We start from the raw sequence: 16,842 nt of genomic DNA, 5'->3' as shown, positions 1-16,842 counted from the left end.
CCTATTGCTGCGGCGTGCCGCGCACGTCGAATTCCACTTTCCAGCGCTCGGCGCCATCAGGGGAGACGGCCAGCAGCTCCAGCGTGCCCGCTTCCGTCACGCGCGCGTGCAGTTTGACTTGCACCACGTCGCCGGCCTGACGGCCTTCGGCGGACAAGGTCGCCTGGATTTCGCTCAGCTCCTGTAATTCATCGGGGCCCCAGAAATCGAGCAAGTCGCCGATCTGGTCGTTGCGCCGCGTGGACGAGGCGAAGAAGCGGAAGTGCACGGGTTCGCCCACCACCAGGCCGAATTGCTGGCCTGGCAGTTCCAGTTCGCTGCCTTCTTCCATGCCGAACGGCGCCACGCACAGGGCCTGGATAGGCGGTTCCATGCCGGGGATGGCCGGCATGGCCGATTCGATGGCGACATAAAAGGCGCTGGCCGTGCCGCCGCGGATGCGCACGCCATGGCCGCGCCGCACGTAGCTGTAGTAGGCCGCGCCGCGCGCCACGGCCAGGTCCAGGTCGGCCCCGGCCAGCATGCGCGCCGGTTCCGCGCCTTCCATGTACAGCCAGTCGTTGACGGTGGCCATGATGCGCTGCACCAGCAGGTCCGACTTGAAGACGCCGCCGTTGAACAGCACGGCCGTCGGGTGCAGGAAGCTGGCGCCGTCCACCTGGCGGCCGGCAAAGCCTTCCAGCTCGCTGGTGGCCGCCACCTGGCGGCCCAGGAACGCGGCCAGGTGGCGCGTGATGGCCGCATCCTGCGCATACGGCAAGCCCAGTTGCGTCAGGCCGGCGCGCGTGCGCACGGCAGGACGGCTCGATGCTTCCACTTGCGGGAAGAAGCCGTCGAGGATGAAGGTGGACACTTCCGCGCGCGTCAGTTCCGTGCGGATGGAGCCGCCGATCAGTTTCGAACCGCGGCTCGGCACGACGATGGGCGCCACATCGAGGCCGCTGTCGGCCAGCAGGCTTTCCTTGGCGCTGCGGCAGCCATAGGTCAGCGCGCGCATCTGCCAGGCGTCCAGCTGGGTGCCGTTGGCGGCCAGCTTGCGGGCCACCAGGTGGGCCAGCGCCAGGTCCATATTGTCGCCACCCAGCAGGATGTGTTCGCCGACGGCCACGCGGTGCGGTTCCAGCACGCCGTCGCGCTCGAGCACGGCGATCAGCGAAAAGTCGCTGGTGCCGCCGCCCACGTCGACCACCAGGATGATGTCGCCCGGCTTGACTTCCTTGCGCCAGCGGCCTTCGCTGGTCTGGATCCAGCTGTACAGGGCCGCTTGCGGCTCTTCCAGCAGGGTCAGCGAGGTGTAGCCGGCCGCCTGCGCCGCTTCCATCGTCAGCTCGCGCGCTGCCGGGTCGAACGAGGCGGGAATGGTGACGGTGATTTCCTGCTCGGCGAACGGTGCTTGCGGGTGGGCGTTGTCCCAGGCCTGGCGCAAGTGCGTCAGGTAGCGCGTGGCGGCCGTGATGGGCGAAATGCGCGCGACTTCGGCTGGCGCGTCGTTCGGCAAGATCGCCGCGCGGCGGTCCACGCCCGGGTGGCACAGCCAGCTTTTCGCGCTCGACACCAAACGGATCGGCGTGGTGGCGCCGCGGCTGCGGGCCATTTCGCCAACGACGAACGGCGCTTCGGCTTCCTCGGTGACCCAGGGCAGGGCCAGGTCGCCCGCCGCCACTTCATCGGCGTGCGGCAGGTAGACGAACGATGGCAGCAGCGACAGCTCTTCGACGGTGCCCGGCGCCGACAGTTGCGGCACTTTCAGCACGCCATGGCTGGACTTTTCGCCGTCGCTCTCGACCAGGTTGACATATGACAGGGCGCTGTGGGTGGTGCCCAGATCGATGCCGATGGCGTAGCGCGGGGTAGGGTTGATCGTGTCGCTCACAGTTCCACCTCGGCCGGTGCCAGGATGGCGGCGTCGTGCTGCTCGCTCAGTTTCGGCAGGCGCACGCTGGAGGCGCGCCAGCCGCGGTGGCTGAGGGTACCCGTGAACGGCGCGGAGCCGACCACGTTGCCCGTCAGGCGTACCTGGGCGGAGTCAAAACCTTCCTGCAGGACGATGCGGCTGCCTTCGGCTTCCTGGCGCACGGCCTCGATGGTGAAATACTCGCGCATGACCTTGGCGCAGCCTTCATGCACCACGCGGGCGGCCGCGCCGATATCGGCATCGGCATGGCTGCCCAGGTTTTCCTGGGTGAAATCGATCAATCGCGCTTCGCGTTGCAGCAGGGCCAGCAATTGCAGGGCCGCGTCCGGCGTCGCTTCCTTCAAAATGACGGGCGCGGCGGCTGGCGCCGGGGCAGGGGCCACTGGCGCGACGGGAGCGGCGGGCACCGCCTCGGGCAAGGCCAGCTTTTCCACGCGGGCCGCATAGGCGGCGTCCGACAGGGTGCTGAAGAAGGCGCCGAAAGCCAGCGGGACACGGCGCCAGAACGATGGGTGCGACGATGATGTGCTCATAGGGAACTCGTTTCTCTGATCTGTAGGGAGGCGTCGGCGGCGCGCCGGAGGGCAGGTCCGCTTCGCAGGGTAGTGCATGTGCCGCGCCAATATGGCCGGCTGCGTTTGCCCGCATGATACCAGCTACCGGGCCACCGCCAAAGTCGCCGCCCCCCGCGCAGTAAGGCTGAGGCGTGGTTTTTCTTTGTTCCTGCGCAAGGAAACGCTCGATTTCGTGCCGTTTCGACTAGAATCGCGCATTATCTTTTTGCATGACCTTGACGCCATGTCTACCGACTTTTCCCCGTATCTAGCCAGCAGCACTTACATCGACAGCGACCATCCTGCCGTGCGCGCCAAGGCGGCTGCACTGGCGGCAGGCGCGGTGGGCGACGCCGCCATCGCGGCCCGCTGCTTTGCCTTCGTGCGCGACGAGATCGCCCATAGCTGGGACTACCAGCGCAATCCCGTCACCTGCCGCGCTTCCGATGTCTTGCAGCATGGCACGGGCTACTGCTATGCGAAGAGCCATCTGCTGGCGGCGCTGCTGCGCGCCAACGGCATTCCTGCCGGCCTGTGCTATCAACGCCTGGCCGTGGGCGAGGTGGGGCCGCCGTTCTGCCTGCATGGCTTGAACGCCGTGTATCTGCAGGAGTTCGGCTGGTACCGCATCGATGCGCGCGGCAACAAGCCCGGCGTCGCTGCCGCCTTCACGCCACCACGGGAACAGCTGGCCTTTCCCGTGCTGGCGCCCGAAGAGCGCGACTTGCCGGAAATCTGGCCGGAACCGTTGTCGCAGGTGGTGGCATCCTTGACCTGCCATCCGACCGTGCAGGATGTGGCGGCGCACTTGCCCGATATCGAATTGTTGCCGCTGCAAAAATAATCCAAAGAAAGAAGTCATGAAAAAAATATCCATATGCCTGTTTGGACTGTTGCTGCTGGCCGGCTGCGGCAGCAAGGGCGAGAGCGGCGGGCAGTCGAGCGCCGCGCGTCTCGAAGGCAAGGAAAAGGGCAGCGAGTTCCTTGCCTATGAACATAATGTCAGCGTCGATACGCGCGAGGCGCAAGTGCGGCCCCTGTATGAAAAAGTGGTCGCCGCCTGCAAGGCCGATACGGAAAACGGCTGCCTGCTGCTCGATTCCAGCGTCGATAGCGGCCGCTACGTGCATGCGCGCATCAGTATGCGCGCCAAGCCGGCCGGCATCAAGAAGCTCGTCGCGCTGGTCGCGGCCGAAGGCGACGTCACCAGCCAGGGCACCAAGGTGGAAGACCTGGGCCGTCCCGTGCTCGACAGCAAGAAACGCCTGGAAATGCTCAAGCAATACCAGGCGCAATTGCAAGACCTGGAAAAACGCTCGGGCACCAACGTCGATGCCCTCATCAAGGTGACCAAGGAACTGGCCACCGTGCAAGTGGAACTGGAGCAGGCGACGGCCGCCAATGCGCTGTTGATGCAGCGTATCGATACGGACTTGTTGAACGTGGCCATCAGCGCCGAAGGCAGGCAATCGTTCTGGCGGCCCGTCAAGCGCGCGCTGGGCAATTTCACGGAAAACCTGTCGGAAGGCGTGGCCAACGCCATCACGGCCATGGCCTACATCCTGCCGTGGCTGATCGCCTTCGTGCTGCTGTTCCCGCTGGGCCGCAAGTGCTGGCGCCGCCTGCGTGGAGCTCCGCGCAAGGATTGATGCCGGGATTGCTGCGTCCTGCGCACCGTTTTACGGCAATTTGAAACCTGGCTGCACAGTCCTTGTGCAGCCAGGTTTTTTTTCGTGCGGCGAGCGCCGCTTGCACCAAGGCGGACGCCTGCCGGTGCTGGCATGCATTCTGCTTTAACAACATGGCAGACCCAGCTCGACCCCCACGAACCCATCACAGGAGTCCCCATGTCACGACGCATCATCCTGAAAGCGGCCGCCGCCGGCGCACTGGCCCTGGCCATGTCCACCACCATGCAGGCAGCCTTGGCCGCCGACACGATCAAGGTGGGCATCTTGCACTCCCTGTCGGGCACCATGGCCATTTCCGAAACGTCGCTCAAGGATGTGGCGCTGATGACGATCGCCGAGATCAATGCCAAGGGCGGCGTGCTGGGCAAGAAGCTGGAAGCCGTCGTCGTCGATCCCGCGTCGAACTGGCCCTTGTTCGCGGAAAAAGCGCGCCAGCTGGTGGCGCAGGATAAAGTGGCTGTCGTGTTTGGCTGCTGGACATCCGTGTCACGCAAATCCGTCTTGCCGGTGTTCAAGGAACTCAACAGCCTGCTGTTTTACCCGGTGCAATACGAGGGCGAGGAGCTGGAAAAGAATGTGTTTTATACGGGCGCCGCACCGAACCAGCAGGCGATTCCTGCCGTGGAATACCTGATGAGCAAGGATGGCGGCGGCGCCAAACGCTTCGTGCTGCTGGGCACGGATTACGTGTATCCGCGCACCACCAACAAGATCCTGCGCGCCTTCCTGAAAAGCAAAGGCGTCAAGGATAGCGATATCAGCGAGGTTTACACGCCGTTCGGCCATGCCGATTATCAAACCATCGTCGCCAACATCAAGAAGTTTTCCACGGGCGGCAAGACGGCCGTCATTTCCACCATCAATGGCGATTCCAACGTGCCGTTCTACAAGGAACTGGGCAATGCGGGCTTGAAAGCCACGGACGTGCCCGTCGTCGCGTTTTCCGTGGGCGAGGAAGAGCTGCGCGGCATCGATACCAAGCCCCTGCTGGGGCACTTGGCGGCGTGGAATTACTTTGAATCCGTCAAGAACCCTGTCAATACGGCCTTCATCAAGCAGTGGAAAGCGTATGCCGTGGCGCAAAAGCTGCCGAACGCGGGTTCGGTGGTGACGAACGACCCGATGGAAGCGACCTATGTGGGCATCCACATGTGGGCGCAAGCCGTGGAAAAAGCGAAATCGACGGACACGGACAAGGTGATCGCCGCCATGGCCGGCCAGAGCGTCAAGTCGCCGTCCGGTTTTACCCTGACCATGGATCCGACCAATCACCACTTGCACAAGCCCGTGATGATCGGCGAGATCAAGGCTGATGGGCAATTCAATGTCGTGTGGAAAACCAAGGAACCGATACGCGCCCAGCCGTGGAGCCCGTTTATCAAGGGCAATGAGGGCAAGCAGAAGTTGTAGGCGCTATCACCCACCAGCAAATGCCGGGGTCGGACCCTGAGGGACTAGGCGTCCCCATCCGACCCCAGTCCTCGCCTTTGGGGTAAGTGCTCGCCCCGTGCAGTTTTTCCATGGAACTTACAATGAGGTTCGTCCCCAAACTGCTGGTCCTCGCCTGCCTGTTGCTATCCTCGCTGGCGCAGGCCGCCATTCCTCCCGATCTGCTCAAAGCGCTATCCGGCGACGATCCCGACATCAGGATCGCGGCCGTCGCCCAGATCGCCGCCCTGGCCACGCCCGAGGCCGCCCGTGTGCTGCAAGCCTTGCAGGACGATCAGTTATATGCGGCCCCCGACGGCAAGGTGTATATCGTCGACGGTGAACAGGCATATGAGCCGGCAAGCGGCCAGAGCGTGCCGCTGCCCGATGGCATCGATGGCGTGATGGTCAACAACCGCTTGCGCGCGGCCGTGGCGGGCGCCTTGTCGGGGTTGAAACTGCTGGCGCCCGAGCGGGCCACGCGCCTGGCCGCCGCGCAGGCGCTGCAGCAATCCGTCGATCCCGCACAGGTCCCCCTGATACGCACTGCGCTGGCGCAGGAAAACGATGCTGACATCAAACAGATATTGCAGGTGCTGATCGCCAGCGCCAACCTGCACGCGCCCGACGCCGCCACGCGCAAGGCCGCCGTGCAGGCGCTGGCGGGCAGCAGCGATGCGCGCCTGTTGCCCGTGTTGCAAGCCATGCTGGAGAAAGGACCAGATGGCAAGGCCGGCGAGCTCGACGAATCCGTGCAGCTGGCCGCTATCGAGACCATGCGCCAGATCAAGGGACGGGTGGCGCGCATGGAGTTCGCCGGCAATGTGTTCTACGGCATTTCGCTGGGCAGCGTGCTGCTGCTGGCCGCGCTGGGGCTGGCCATCACGTTTGGCTTGATGGGCATCATCAACATGGCACATGGCGAATTGCTGATGATAGGCGCGTACACGACCTACCTGTGCCAGCTGTTCTTCCGCAGCTATCTGCCTGGCTTGCAGGATGCGTATCTGCTGGCCGCCTTGCCGGCCGCCTTTTTTGTCGCGGGACTGGTGGGCGTGATGCTGGAGCGCACGGTGATCCGCTGGCTGTATGGCCGGCCGCTGGAAACCCTGCTGGCCACCTGGGGCATCAGCCTGATCCTCATGCAGGCCGTGCGCACGGTCTTCGGCGCGCAAAACGTGGAAGTGGCCAATCCCGCCTGGATGTCGGGCGGCGTCACCGTGCTGGGCGGCCTCGTGCTGCCGTACAACCGCCTGGCCATCATCGCCTTTGCCATCGTCGTCGTCGTGGCCGTATGGCTGATCTTGAACAAGACGCGGCTGGGACTGTTCGTGCGGGCCGTCACGCAGAACCGCCGCATGGCCGATTGCGTGGGCGTGGCCACGGGCAAGGTCGACATGCTGACCTTCGGTCTCGGTTCCGGCATCGCGGGGCTCGGTGGCGTGGCCCTGTCGCAGCTGGGCAATGTGGGGCCGGATCTGGGCCAAAGCTACATCGTCGATTCCTTCATGGTGGTGGTGCTTGGCGGCGTGGGCCAGCTGGCCGGCACCGTGATCGCCGCGCTGGGGCTGGGTGAAGTCAACAAATTCCTCGAACCGGTGGCGGGCGCCGTGCTGGCGAAGATCGCCATTCTGGTGTTCATCATCATTTTCATCCAGCGCCGGCCGCAGGGCCTGTTTGCCATGAAGGGACGCAGCGTCGAATGACTACCTCCTATCAAATCAAGCCTGGCCTGTTCACGCGGCCCGTCTGGCTGGCCATCGCCGGATGCACTGTGCTGGCGGCGTTGTTGCCGGTATTTAACCTGGCGTTTGCCGAAGGGCATGCGCTGCATGTGTCCGCCTATACGGTGGCGCTGGTGGGCAAGTTCATGTGCTACGCGCTGGCCGCGCTGGCGCTGGACCTCGTCTGGGGCTACACGGGCATATTGTCCCTGGGCCACGGCGTGTTCTTTGCCCTGGGGGCGTATGCGCACGGCATGTATCTGATGCGCGCCATCGGCGACCAGGGCCAGTACCACAGCAGCCTGCCCGACTTCATGGTCTTTCTCGACTGGAAAACCTACCCCTGGTACTGGGCGTTTACGGAACATTTCTGGTACTGCATGGCGCTCGTCGTGCTGGTGCCGGGCGTGCTCGCCTTTGTGTTTGGCTACTTTGCCTTTCGCTCGCGCATCAAGGGCGTGTATTTTTCCATCATCACCCAGGCGATGACATATGCCTTCATGCTGCTGTTCTTCCGCAATGACACTGGCTTTGGCGGCAACAACGGTTTCACGGATTTCAAGACTATCCTCGGCCATAGCATCACGGCGCCCGCCACCCGGGCCGTGCTGTTCCTGCTGACTTTGGCCTTCCTGCTGGCGGCCTTGATCGGCGCGCGCGTCATCGTCCGCTCGAAACTGGGCCGGGTGCTGCAGGGCGTGCGCGACAGCGAGGCGCGCTTGATGTTCCTCGGCTACAACCCGCTGTGGTTCAAGCTGTTTGTATGGACCTTGTCGGCCGTGCTGTGCGGTATCGCCGGCGCCCTGTACGTGCCGCAGGTGGGCATCATCAACCCGTCCGAAATGTCGCCGGCGAACTCCATCGAGATGGTCGTGTGGGTGGCCGTGGGCGGACGTGGCACCTTGATCGGTCCCATCCTGGGCGCCTTCACCGTCAACGGCTTGAAAAGCTGGTTCACGGCTGCCTTGCCGGAACTGTGGCTGTTCGCGCTGGGCCTGTTGTTCATCGTCGTGACGCTGTTCATGCAGCAGGGCATGCTGGGCGTGCTGAACAAGCTCAAACGTAAAAAACTCGCCGCCATGGCAGAGGAGGCCGCATGAGTATCCGCATGTTGCCCGGCATGGCCAGCGCGGAAGCGGGGCCGACGTACTCGCGCGTGAAAGGTGAGGGCGTCGATACGACGCACGGCGCCATTTTGTACCTGGAAGACATCAGCGTGTCCTTCGACGGCTTCAAGGCCATCAACAAGCTCAGCCTCGATATTTCCGTGGGCGAATTGCGCTGCATCATCGGCCCGAACGGGGCGGGCAAGACGACGATGATGGATGTGATCACGGGCAAGACGCGTCCCACGTCCGGCACGGCCTGGTTTGGCCAGACCATGAACCTGGCCACCATGACGGAAGCGCAGATCGCCCACGCGGGTATCGGCCGCAAGTTCCAGCGCCCCACCGTGTTCGAGCAGCACACGGTGTTCGACAACCTGGAACTGGCGATGAAGATGGACAAGCGCGTGGCGCCCACCCTGTTTGCGCGCCTCACGTCCGAGCAGGAAGGCAAGATCGAAGCGATATTGCGCCTGATCCGCCTCAACGGCCAGGAGGCGCGGCCGGCGGGTTTGCTGTCGCACGGGCAAAAGCAGTGGCTGGAAATCGGCATGCTGCTGATGCAGGAGCCGCAGCTGATTCTGCTGGACGAACCCGTGGCCGGCATGTCGGATGCGGAAACGGCGCGCACGGCCGAGTTGCTCAATGAATTGCGCGGCAAGCATTCGATCATGGTGGTCGAACACGACATGGGTTTTGTGACGGAGATTGCCCGGCAAGGCATCGTTACCGTGCTGCATGAAGGCGCCGTGCTGGCGCAGGGCCGCATGGACGAGGTGCAAGCGGACGAGCGGGTCATCGAAGTCTATCTGGGAAGGTAAGCATGCTGGAAGTCGAACAATTGAATCAATACTATGGCTCCTCGCACACCTTGCGCGGCATCAACCTGTCGGCGCGCAAGGGCGAATGCCTGGCCTTGCTGGGCAGGAATGGCGTGGGCAAGACAACCTTGCTGAAATGCCTGATGGGCGTGCTGCCCGTGGCGCAGGGCAAGGTGGTGTTCCACGGGCGCGACATCACCAGGCTGGCGCCCCATGCGCGGGCAAAGCTGGGCATGGCTTACGTGCCGCAGGGCCGCGACATCTTTGCGCGCCTGACGGTCGAGGAAAACTTGCTGATGGGTATGGCGAGCAAGGGTGGCCGGCAAGCTGCGCGCATCGATCCCCACGTGTATGAGCTGTTTCCGGTGCTCAAGGAGATGCTGCAGCGGCGCGGCGGAGATTTATCGGGCGGGCAACAGCAGCAACTGGCCATCGCCCGCGCCCTGCTGGCCGAGCCGCAGCTGATCATCTTCGACGAGCCGACGGAAGGCATCCAGCCCTCCGTCATCAAGGATATCGGCCGCGTGATCAGCGTGTTGAAACAGCGGGGCGACATGGCCATCGTGCTGTGCGAACAGTATTTTGATTTTGCCCGCGAACTGGCCGACGAATTCATCGTCCTGTCGCGCGGCAGTGTCGTCGCCAGCGGCAAGGCGGAACAGATGGATGGCGAGGACGTGAAGCGGCACCTGGCCGTGTAAGGTCAGACGAGCTGGAACCAGCCCAGCACGGCGCCTGCCGCCAGCAGCCACAATAAATGGATCTTCGTGCGCCAGATGATCAGGCCAGCCACGATGGACAGGCTCCACAGGGGCCAGTCCGTACGGATGTCATGGTTGGCGCGGCCCAGTATCATGCCCGTGGAAATCAGCAGGGCGACGACGATGGGCGCCATGCCTTGCTTGAAAGCGCGCACGGGGCGCAGGTCGCGGTTGCGGTAGCCCCACTGGGCCGCCACGTAGGTGAGGGTGGTGCTGGGCAGCATGATGCCCACCATGGTCACCAGCACGCCGAGGTAGGCCGCCGCGTAGCTGCCCGCGTTCATGCCCACGTTCCAGCCCATCAGGGCGACGAACAGCACGTTGGGGCCGGGCGCGGCCTGGGCGATGGCGATCGATTCGTTGAATTGCGCCTGTGTCAGCCAGCCATGCTGTTCGACGAGGAAGCGGTGCATTTCGGACGTGGTGGAAATGGCGCCGCCGATCGACATCAGCGACAGCATCAGGTAGTGGCCGAACAGGTTCAGCCAGTCGCCCGCGCTCAACACCAGTTGCAGGGGCGGATTCATGCGGACAGCTTTCGGTAGGTCAGCAGGCAGCCGATGCCGCCCAGGCCCAGCAGGATGTACAGCAGGGGCCAGCGGAAGATCGCCACCATCAGCACGCCGAGCACGGTGATGGACAAGGTCAGCCACAAGGGAAGCGGATGCTTGCCCAGCGCGGCAGCCAGTTTCACGCCCGTGGCGGCGATCATGCCGGCCGAGACGGCCGCCATGCCGCGCAAGGCGCCCGCCATCTGCGCATTGTCGCCAAAGCGCGTGTACAGCACGCCCAGCACGAGCACGATGAGGAGGGGCACGGCCAGCATGCCGGCCAGCGCCGTCAGCGCGCCTTTCAAACCGAAATAGCGCCCGCCCACCATCAGCGACAGGTTGACGACATTTGGCCCGGGCATGATTTGCGCCACGGCCCAGTCTTCCAGAAATTCTTCCTGCGTCAGCCAGCGCTTGCGCTCGACCATCTCGCGCTGGATCACGGCCAGCACGCCGCCGAATCCCTGCAGGGCCAGCCAGGTGAACGAGAAGAACAGGTCGGCAAGCGAGGCGGGTTGCGGGCGGGGCAGGTCGGGCTGGATGGAGGAGGGGGAGGGCATGGCTGATTATCGCCGTGGCCGATCGCGCTTGTCCATCGCTTTCGGCTGCGCTTGTGCCTGCAAGAAAAAAACCGTGGCTCATGTTTCCCTGCCATTGACATCGAGAGTTTATCGGCAATACTTTTATCGGCAACATGACCGCTGTCCCTGTTCGGGCTGTCGCGGGTCGCACCGCTACGCCGTCTCCTCCCTCCGTCCCCTTCGCAGGAGTTGTTCATCATGCCTCATTCCACAGAAACGCTGCATATGCCCGTCAAAACCGTGGTGCTGCATGCCCGGGTCGACCAGAAGATGTGCGATATCGTCAATCTGGGCATCGCCGTGCAGGCGGCCTTCAGTACCTTGTGCGCACTGGAATACCTGAAGTCATACAATGTCGCCCCGGAACTGATCGAGCGCGTGCTGCTGCATCCTGAGCAGCGCCGCCAGACCGTGCATTGAGTATCCCCACGGCAACTGTGTTGCCGGAGGCCGCGATCCGCTGTTGTCGGATTGATCATTACGGCTCAGTTATGCACAAATGATGAGTTAACGAAATTGGCGAAATAATTTTCTTGTGATTATGTGTGAGTTTCTAAGTGCTTGATTTTAATGTGTTTTATTTTTGCTGTTTGATTGAGCAGTTTATTGAAAGCCGCACGGGCTGTGGCTTTGAGGCCTGTCAATAGGCCCTTATCCACAAAGATATCCACAGTCCGTGTGGATATCTGAAAAAGCGCTTAACAATCCGCCACTTAGGAAATGGGAGCCGCCCAACCCATGCAATCGGCGGGCAAGATGGGCCAAAACGGGGCATTCCACAAGCCTGTATGCCTATCCAGTGCTCTTGTTTTTATGACTGAAAGTAGCGGCCGATGGTCAGGGCGTGCCGCTGGCCGGCGCCGCCGGCGTGTCGCCGCACTGGGCCAGGGCGGCAGCGAGTTCGGTAACCTGCTGCTGCGCTTCGCGCAAGGTGGCATAGGTGCGCAGCGAGGCGATCACGGTGGTAAACAACTTGCGCGTGGTGAGGTCGGTCTTGCACCAGAAATCGTTGATGTCGTAATCGATGATGATGCGGTGTTCCAGGGCCTGGCCGGGCTGGCCCGTGCGCAGGATGATGCGCACGGCGCTGTTGTGCAGTTCTTCGCGGACCTGGCGCGCCACTTGCAGCCCGGCATCCTGGGTTTCCATGATGACATCGAGCAGCACCACGGCGATATCAGGCGTGCTGCGCAGCAAGGCCAGCGCCTCGGCGCCCGAATACGCGTGCAAAAAGCTCAGCCTGCGTCCCTGGAAGCTGGCCTGGCTGAGGGCGAACTTGGTCACCACATGCACGTCGACATCGTCATCGACAATCAGCACGCGCCAAGGCGCCGCAGTGGACGGTTCTGCCGCCGCGTCTGTCCGTCCCAGCGGTTCGTCGACCAGCCAGTCGGGTTCGTCCGCCTCCTTGGCGGCACTATCGCTATCTATATTCATGCGTTTATCCACCGTTGATCGTACTCGCTACTCCACACTATGCCAGTCTGCGGGGTTTGTCAAAACAATGCTGTTCAAGCAAGACGGCCTCGCGCCACATCGGCTTATGCACAGCAAAAATATATTTTCATGGTGGCAGATTAAGTTTGCGCCAGCGCAAATTCATGATTGCAAGTCATTGATTTCATTGGGGTAAAAAATTGCCTGTGAAATCAGCAAATTATTGAAACCCGCATCAATACTGGCGTTGCGGCTTGTCAAGAGGGGCTTATCAACAACTTTATCCACAGTTGCTGTGGATATCTAAAAAAGCCGTGAAAAAACCGGGGCTTAGCGCCGATTCGTACGGCGGGGTGGAAGCATTCATGCGGCCAGCCCAAGCCCGCCCAGTTGGGCAAAGGCATGCAGGAAGCGCTGCTTGGCTTCGGCCGGACCCATGGCCTCGATTATACCGGGCAAGGGGGCGATGCCGTCAAGGTAAGCCCAGCGTTCGGCCGAGTGCGGCATCAGGTCGCGCTTTTCCGTGGCCAGCGCGATCAGGTCGGCCCGCTTGATGGGCGCGTAATCGGAAAAATCCAGTCCATACGTGGCGGCGATGATGGCGCTGACCTTGTCTTCCAGTACGGCAAATTCCGGCAGCAACACTTTCAAGGGTTTCACCATGTCGCCCAGGTAGGCTTCGGCCGCGTCGTGCAGCAGGGCGGCCAGGCGCAAATGGGGTGGCACCAGTTCGGCGACGATCAGGCTGTGCTGGGCGACCGAGTAAAACACTTGCGTCTGCCCATTGAAGCGGCACTGGTAGGCGAGGCCGTGGGCGATGTCCTCGATGGCGACCTTGTCGATATGCGGGCGCAAGGGATAAAAACGGTTGCCTGAATAGGTGGAAACGTAGTCGGTGGTAATCATTGCCATGGCATGGTGCTCGGAATGCTCAAGATGCTTCATCGTACACCCGATGGCATGGGCTTGCCCCGGCTGCCGTGCGCAAGCGGCTTTCTGCCGGGATCGCCTCCAAGCCTATGCATCTTGGCAAATCCTTTAATTTATTTCATATCATTCATTGATATTTCTCAAATACACTGTAGAAATCTTGTTTGACTGAAACTTAAAGGGGACAGGGCAATGACGGCGACACCTTCGGCAAGACCTTCGTATATCTATCAGGGCGGTTCGGTGATGATGCACTCGCCGCTGCAATTGAAACAGTCGGAAATGTACGGTTATTTCGTCAGGGGCGAGCTGGCGAAACTGCAAGCGACCGTGAATACCACCCTGAACCAGGTGGCGGGCAGCAAGATGACCCTGAAAGCCCTGTCGCCGTATGTCATGCTGACGTTTACACGCGTCAACCATGCGGACTCCGCCAACCCCGTCGACCAGGCCAAGGGCTGGATCACGGAAGTCGACATCGTCACCTGGATCATGGTCGGCCAGATGGATGCCCAGGGCAAGCTTGCGCATATCTACTGGTACCCGTGTCACATTTTCGTCGATGACGCGATGGCCCTGATCAACGGGCGCGAGCTGTTCGGCTATCCGAAATACCTGTGCGACTACGAGATTCCCGCCGCCGGCAGCGAGCCGCTGCGCTGTTCCGTGGCTGCCAAGGGCTTCCAGCATTTTTCGCCGGAAACGAAACTGGCCCTGCATCCGTTGCTGGAAGTCAACGCCACCGTGCAGACAGGGCAGCACAAGAGCGTCAACAGTTTCCTGGAACTCATCGAGCAGGCGTTCCAGATTTTCCTCTCCATCCCCGATTTCTTCGACATGGACCAGGCCGGCTGGGCCGATATTTTGTCCTTGCTGCGCAACCCCCGCATCGACCAGATATTCCTCAAGCAATTCCCCGACAGCGCCGGCGTGAAAGCCGTGTACCAGGCCCTGGTGGCCGCGCCCGCCGAGATCAACCGCCTGCACAGCGCGCGCCTGCTCGGCTACGAGTATGAATGCACGCTGCACGCGTTCGACAGCTTCCCGCTGGACCAGACCCTGGGTCTCAAACTGGGGCCGCAGGCGGCGATATTGCCGTTCCAGGTGAATTTCGACTTCACGGCCATGCCGGGCGAGGAGCTGGTCGACAATTCCCGCATCGCGCCGGAAAAGATCGCCATCCTCGGTGGCGGCGTGGCGGCCATGACCACGGCATATTATCTGACCAACCAGCCGGGCTGGCAAAACCTGCATGCCATCACCGTCTACCAGCTGGGCTGGCGCCTGGGCGGCAAGGGGGCCAGCGGGCGCAATGCACAGGTGGGCCAGCGCATCGAGGAACACGGCCTGCACATCTGGTTCGGCTTCTACGCGAACGCCTTCAAGATGATCAAGGAAGCGTATGCCAGCCTGGAGCGTCCGCCCGGCGCGCCGCTGGCCACCTGGCGCGACGCTTTCAAGCAGCACGATTACGTGGCCCTGTCGGAAGACGTCAAGGGCAAGTGGCGCAACTGGTCCATCGTCTTTCCCACCTTGCCGGGCGAACCGGGCGAGGGCGGTGAAGACATCACCCTGTGGCAGATGGCCATCGCCATGGTGGGCTGGATCGAGCAGTGGATCCGCCAGATCCGGCAAGTGGCGGACGCCGACGCGCGCATCGTGCGCGCCAGCGCGTCGCAAGGCGAAGGCGTGTGGCCGGGCTGGCTGCGCCGGCTGGCCGACGAAGTGGTGGGGCAGGCCGATGAACTGGGCCTGGACGTGGGCCTTTCCGTGGGCGCGCTGGTGGCGCTGGTGGCCGACCTGGCGCCCGATTCCACGCGCCACGACCAGGCGCGCCACCAGCTGCTGGCCAGTACCCTGAACGGTATCCGCGCGTGGCTGCGCCTGCGCTACCGCGCCCTGATCGATGGCGACGATGAATTGCGCCGCCTGTTCATTTGCCTGGACCTGGGCATCACGGTCATGAAGGGCATGTTCGAGGATGGCGTGTTCAAGAACGGCTTCGACGTCATCAACGATATCGACTTCCGCGCCTGGCTGAAAAAACATGGCGGCGACGAGCAGTTCAGCGTCAATTCGGCGCCTGTGCGCGGCTTCTATGACCTGGTGTTCGCCTACGAGGGCGGCGATTTTGCCAAGCCGAACATCGAGGCGGGAACCCTCTTGCGGGCGATGGCGCGCATCGGCCTGGCCTACAAGGGCGGCATCATGTTCAAGATGCAGGCCGGCATGGGCGACACGATTTTCACGCCGCTGTACGAAGTGCTGCGCAAGCGCGGCGTGGAATTCAAATTCTTCCAGCGCGTGGAAGAGCTGGTGCCGGGCGCGGGCGACATCGACAGCATCCGCATCACGCAGCAGGTGCAATTGAAGGACCCCGCTGCCGGCTACGCGCCGCTGGTGGACGTCAAGGGACTGGCTTGCTGGCCCAGCGCGCCCGATTATGCGCAGCTTGATCCAGCGCAAGCGGCCCTGCTGCAAGCGCAGGAAGTCAACCTGGAGTCGTACTGGAGCGACTGGCCGCAGCAGTACCAGCAGGCGTTCGGCCGGCAGCTGCCCGCCACGGTATTGAAGAAGGGCGTCGACTTCGACAAGGTGGTGTTCGGCATTTCCATCGGTTCGCTGCAGGCCCTGTGCCCGCAACTGCTGGCGCAAAGCCCGGCCCTGCAACTGGCGGCCAACAAGGTACAAACCGTGGCCACGCAGGCCTATCAGGTATGGCTCAACAAGAATCTGGGGCAGATGGGCTGGACCACTCAGCCGAAAGGCCAGCAGCCGGTGCTGTCGGCCTTCACGGAGCCGTACGACACGTGGGCGCCGATGGACCAGCTATTGGCGCACGAGGACTGGCCGGCGGGGCAGGAGCCGAAAAACGTCTCGTACTTTTGCAGCGCCTTCCCCGTCGACAGCTACCCGCCCGTCACCGACACGGATTTCCCCGCCCGCTGCGCGGCCAGGGCGAAGCAGGGCGCGCTGCACCAGCTGGAGCGCGAGATCGGCGCGCTGTGGCCCGAGGCGGGCGGGCCGGGCGCGTTTCCGTGGCAATGGCTGGTCGATGCGAAGGAGGGGGCGGGGCCGGCGCGCTTCGACAGCCAGTACTGGCGCGCGAATGTCGACCCGTCCGAGCGCTACGTGATGTCGGTGGTGGGCAGCACGCAGTACCGGCTGGCCACCGACCAGTCGGGCTTCAGCAACCTGTTCCTCACGGGCGACTGGATCAAGACGGGCATCAATGCGGGCTGCGTGGAGGCGGCCGTGATGGCCGGCATGCAGACCTCGCGTGCCATGACGGGCTATCCGGCCGTGATCCAGGGGGAGACGGATTTTTAGCGATGTGGTTATC

At 62.9% G+C, this 16,842-nt stretch carries 15 protein-coding genes; 9 read left to right on the top strand and 6 right to left on the bottom strand.

The window, feature by feature from the left end; translation table 11 throughout:
* Window position 1 precedes the first annotated feature (1 nt).
* Together LSO07_RS20300 and LSO07_RS20295 are read right to left on the bottom strand one after the other, a co-directional pair.
* On the bottom strand, window positions 2-1,873 hold the full coding sequence (locus tag LSO07_RS20300) for an Hsp70 family protein (protein ID WP_225317369.1): 1,872 nt from the start codon (window positions 1,871-1,873) through the stop codon (window positions 2-4).
* On the bottom strand, window positions 1,870-2,448 hold the full coding sequence (locus LSO07_RS20295; protein ID WP_151096420.1) for a DUF2760 domain-containing protein: 579 nt from the start codon (window positions 2,446-2,448) through the stop codon (window positions 1,870-1,872). The genes LSO07_RS20300 and LSO07_RS20295 overlap by 4 nt, the downstream gene beginning before the upstream one ends.
* 265 nt (window positions 2,449-2,713) lie before the next feature.
* Between LSO07_RS20295 and LSO07_RS20290 the strand changes: the two genes are divergently transcribed.
* The 7 genes from LSO07_RS20290 to urtE all read left to right on the top strand — a co-directional run bounded on the left by LSO07_RS20290 (window position 2,714) and on the right by urtE (window position 9,940).
* Window positions 2,714-3,313 (top strand): transglutaminase-like domain-containing protein, encoded by a 600-nt coding sequence (locus LSO07_RS20290; RefSeq protein WP_151096419.1) that lies wholly within the window; start codon window positions 2,714-2,716, stop codon window positions 3,311-3,313.
* A gap of 16 nt (window positions 3,314-3,329) precedes the next feature.
* Window positions 3,330-4,118 carry a DUF4349 domain-containing protein gene (locus tag LSO07_RS20285; RefSeq protein WP_151096418.1) on the top strand — a complete coding sequence of 263 codons (789 nt, stop codon included), beginning with the start codon at window positions 3,330-3,332 and terminating at the stop codon, window positions 4,116-4,118.
* 198 nt (window positions 4,119-4,316) lie between these two features.
* Window positions 4,317-5,570, top strand: a complete 1,254-nt coding sequence (gene urtA / locus LSO07_RS20280; RefSeq protein WP_034779157.1) for an urea ABC transporter substrate-binding protein — start codon at window positions 4,317-4,319, stop codon at window positions 5,568-5,570.
* 122 nt (window positions 5,571-5,692) lie between these two features.
* Window positions 5,693-7,294: an urea ABC transporter permease subunit UrtB gene (gene urtB / locus LSO07_RS20275; RefSeq protein WP_151096417.1), complete on the top strand. Its 1,602-nt coding sequence runs from the start codon at window positions 5,693-5,695 to the stop codon at window positions 7,292-7,294.
* Window positions 7,291-8,412, top strand: coding sequence for an urea ABC transporter permease subunit UrtC (gene urtC / locus LSO07_RS20270; protein ID WP_151096416.1), 1,122 nt, complete (start codon window positions 7,291-7,293; stop codon window positions 8,410-8,412). The genes urtB and urtC overlap by 4 nt, the downstream gene beginning before the upstream one ends.
* On the top strand, window positions 8,409-9,239 hold the full coding sequence (urtD, locus tag LSO07_RS20265; protein WP_151096415.1) for an urea ABC transporter ATP-binding protein UrtD: 831 nt from the start codon (window positions 8,409-8,411) through the stop codon (window positions 9,237-9,239). Before urtC ends, urtD begins: the two co-directional genes overlap by 4 nt.
* A 2-nt stretch (window positions 9,240-9,241) precedes the next feature.
* Window positions 9,242-9,940 carry an urea ABC transporter ATP-binding subunit UrtE gene (urtE, locus tag LSO07_RS20260; protein WP_151096414.1) on the top strand — a complete coding sequence of 233 codons (699 nt, stop codon included), beginning with the start codon at window positions 9,242-9,244 and terminating at the stop codon, window positions 9,938-9,940.
* 2 nt (window positions 9,941-9,942) lie between these two features.
* On the opposite strand, the gene LSO07_RS20255 is transcribed toward urtE, so the two are convergent.
* Together LSO07_RS20255 and LSO07_RS20250 are read right to left on the bottom strand one after the other, a co-directional pair.
* Window positions 9,943-10,527 carry a chromate transporter gene (locus LSO07_RS20255; RefSeq protein WP_151096413.1) on the bottom strand — a complete coding sequence of 195 codons (585 nt, stop codon included), beginning with the start codon at window positions 10,525-10,527 and terminating at the stop codon, window positions 9,943-9,945.
* Window positions 10,524-11,111, bottom strand: a complete 588-nt coding sequence (locus LSO07_RS20250) for a chromate transporter (RefSeq protein WP_052139945.1) — start codon at window positions 11,109-11,111, stop codon at window positions 10,524-10,526. The genes LSO07_RS20255 and LSO07_RS20250 overlap by 4 nt, the downstream gene beginning before the upstream one ends.
* A gap of 219 nt (window positions 11,112-11,330) precedes the next feature.
* Between LSO07_RS20250 and LSO07_RS20245 the strand changes: the two genes are divergently transcribed.
* The gene (locus LSO07_RS20245; protein WP_099388279.1) at window positions 11,331-11,552 is read left to right on the top strand and encodes a hypothetical protein; all 222 of its coding nucleotides are present in this window, start codon (window positions 11,331-11,333) and stop codon (window positions 11,550-11,552) included.
* A gap of 417 nt (window positions 11,553-11,969) precedes the next feature.
* On the opposite strand, the gene LSO07_RS20240 is transcribed toward LSO07_RS20245, so the two are convergent.
* Together LSO07_RS20240 and LSO07_RS20235 are read right to left on the bottom strand one after the other, a co-directional pair.
* On the bottom strand, window positions 11,970-12,569 hold the full coding sequence (locus LSO07_RS20240) for a response regulator (RefSeq protein WP_083299743.1): 600 nt from the start codon (window positions 12,567-12,569) through the stop codon (window positions 11,970-11,972).
* Between the two features lie 363 nt (window positions 12,570-12,932).
* Window positions 12,933-13,481: a phosphohydrolase gene (locus tag LSO07_RS20235; protein WP_092605902.1), complete on the bottom strand. Its 549-nt coding sequence runs from the start codon at window positions 13,479-13,481 to the stop codon at window positions 12,933-12,935.
* Between the two features lie 210 nt (window positions 13,482-13,691).
* Here LSO07_RS20235 and LSO07_RS20230 point away from each other — a divergent pair, with 210 nt between their 5' ends.
* Complete coding sequence (locus tag LSO07_RS20230; protein WP_225317368.1) at window positions 13,692-16,829, top strand: acetoacetate decarboxylase family protein; 3,138 nt, start codon at window positions 13,692-13,694, stop codon at window positions 16,827-16,829.
* Window positions 16,830-16,842: the final 13 nt, after the last annotated feature.

Origin of the sequence: Janthinobacterium sp. PLB04, assembly GCF_021165895.1 — a bacterium.
Lineage (GTDB): Bacteria > Pseudomonadota > Gammaproteobacteria > Burkholderiales > Burkholderiaceae_D > Janthinobacterium > Janthinobacterium lividum.
Note: the sequence above shows the minus strand (reverse complement) of the source record. Positions and strands in the feature narration are given on the sequence as shown.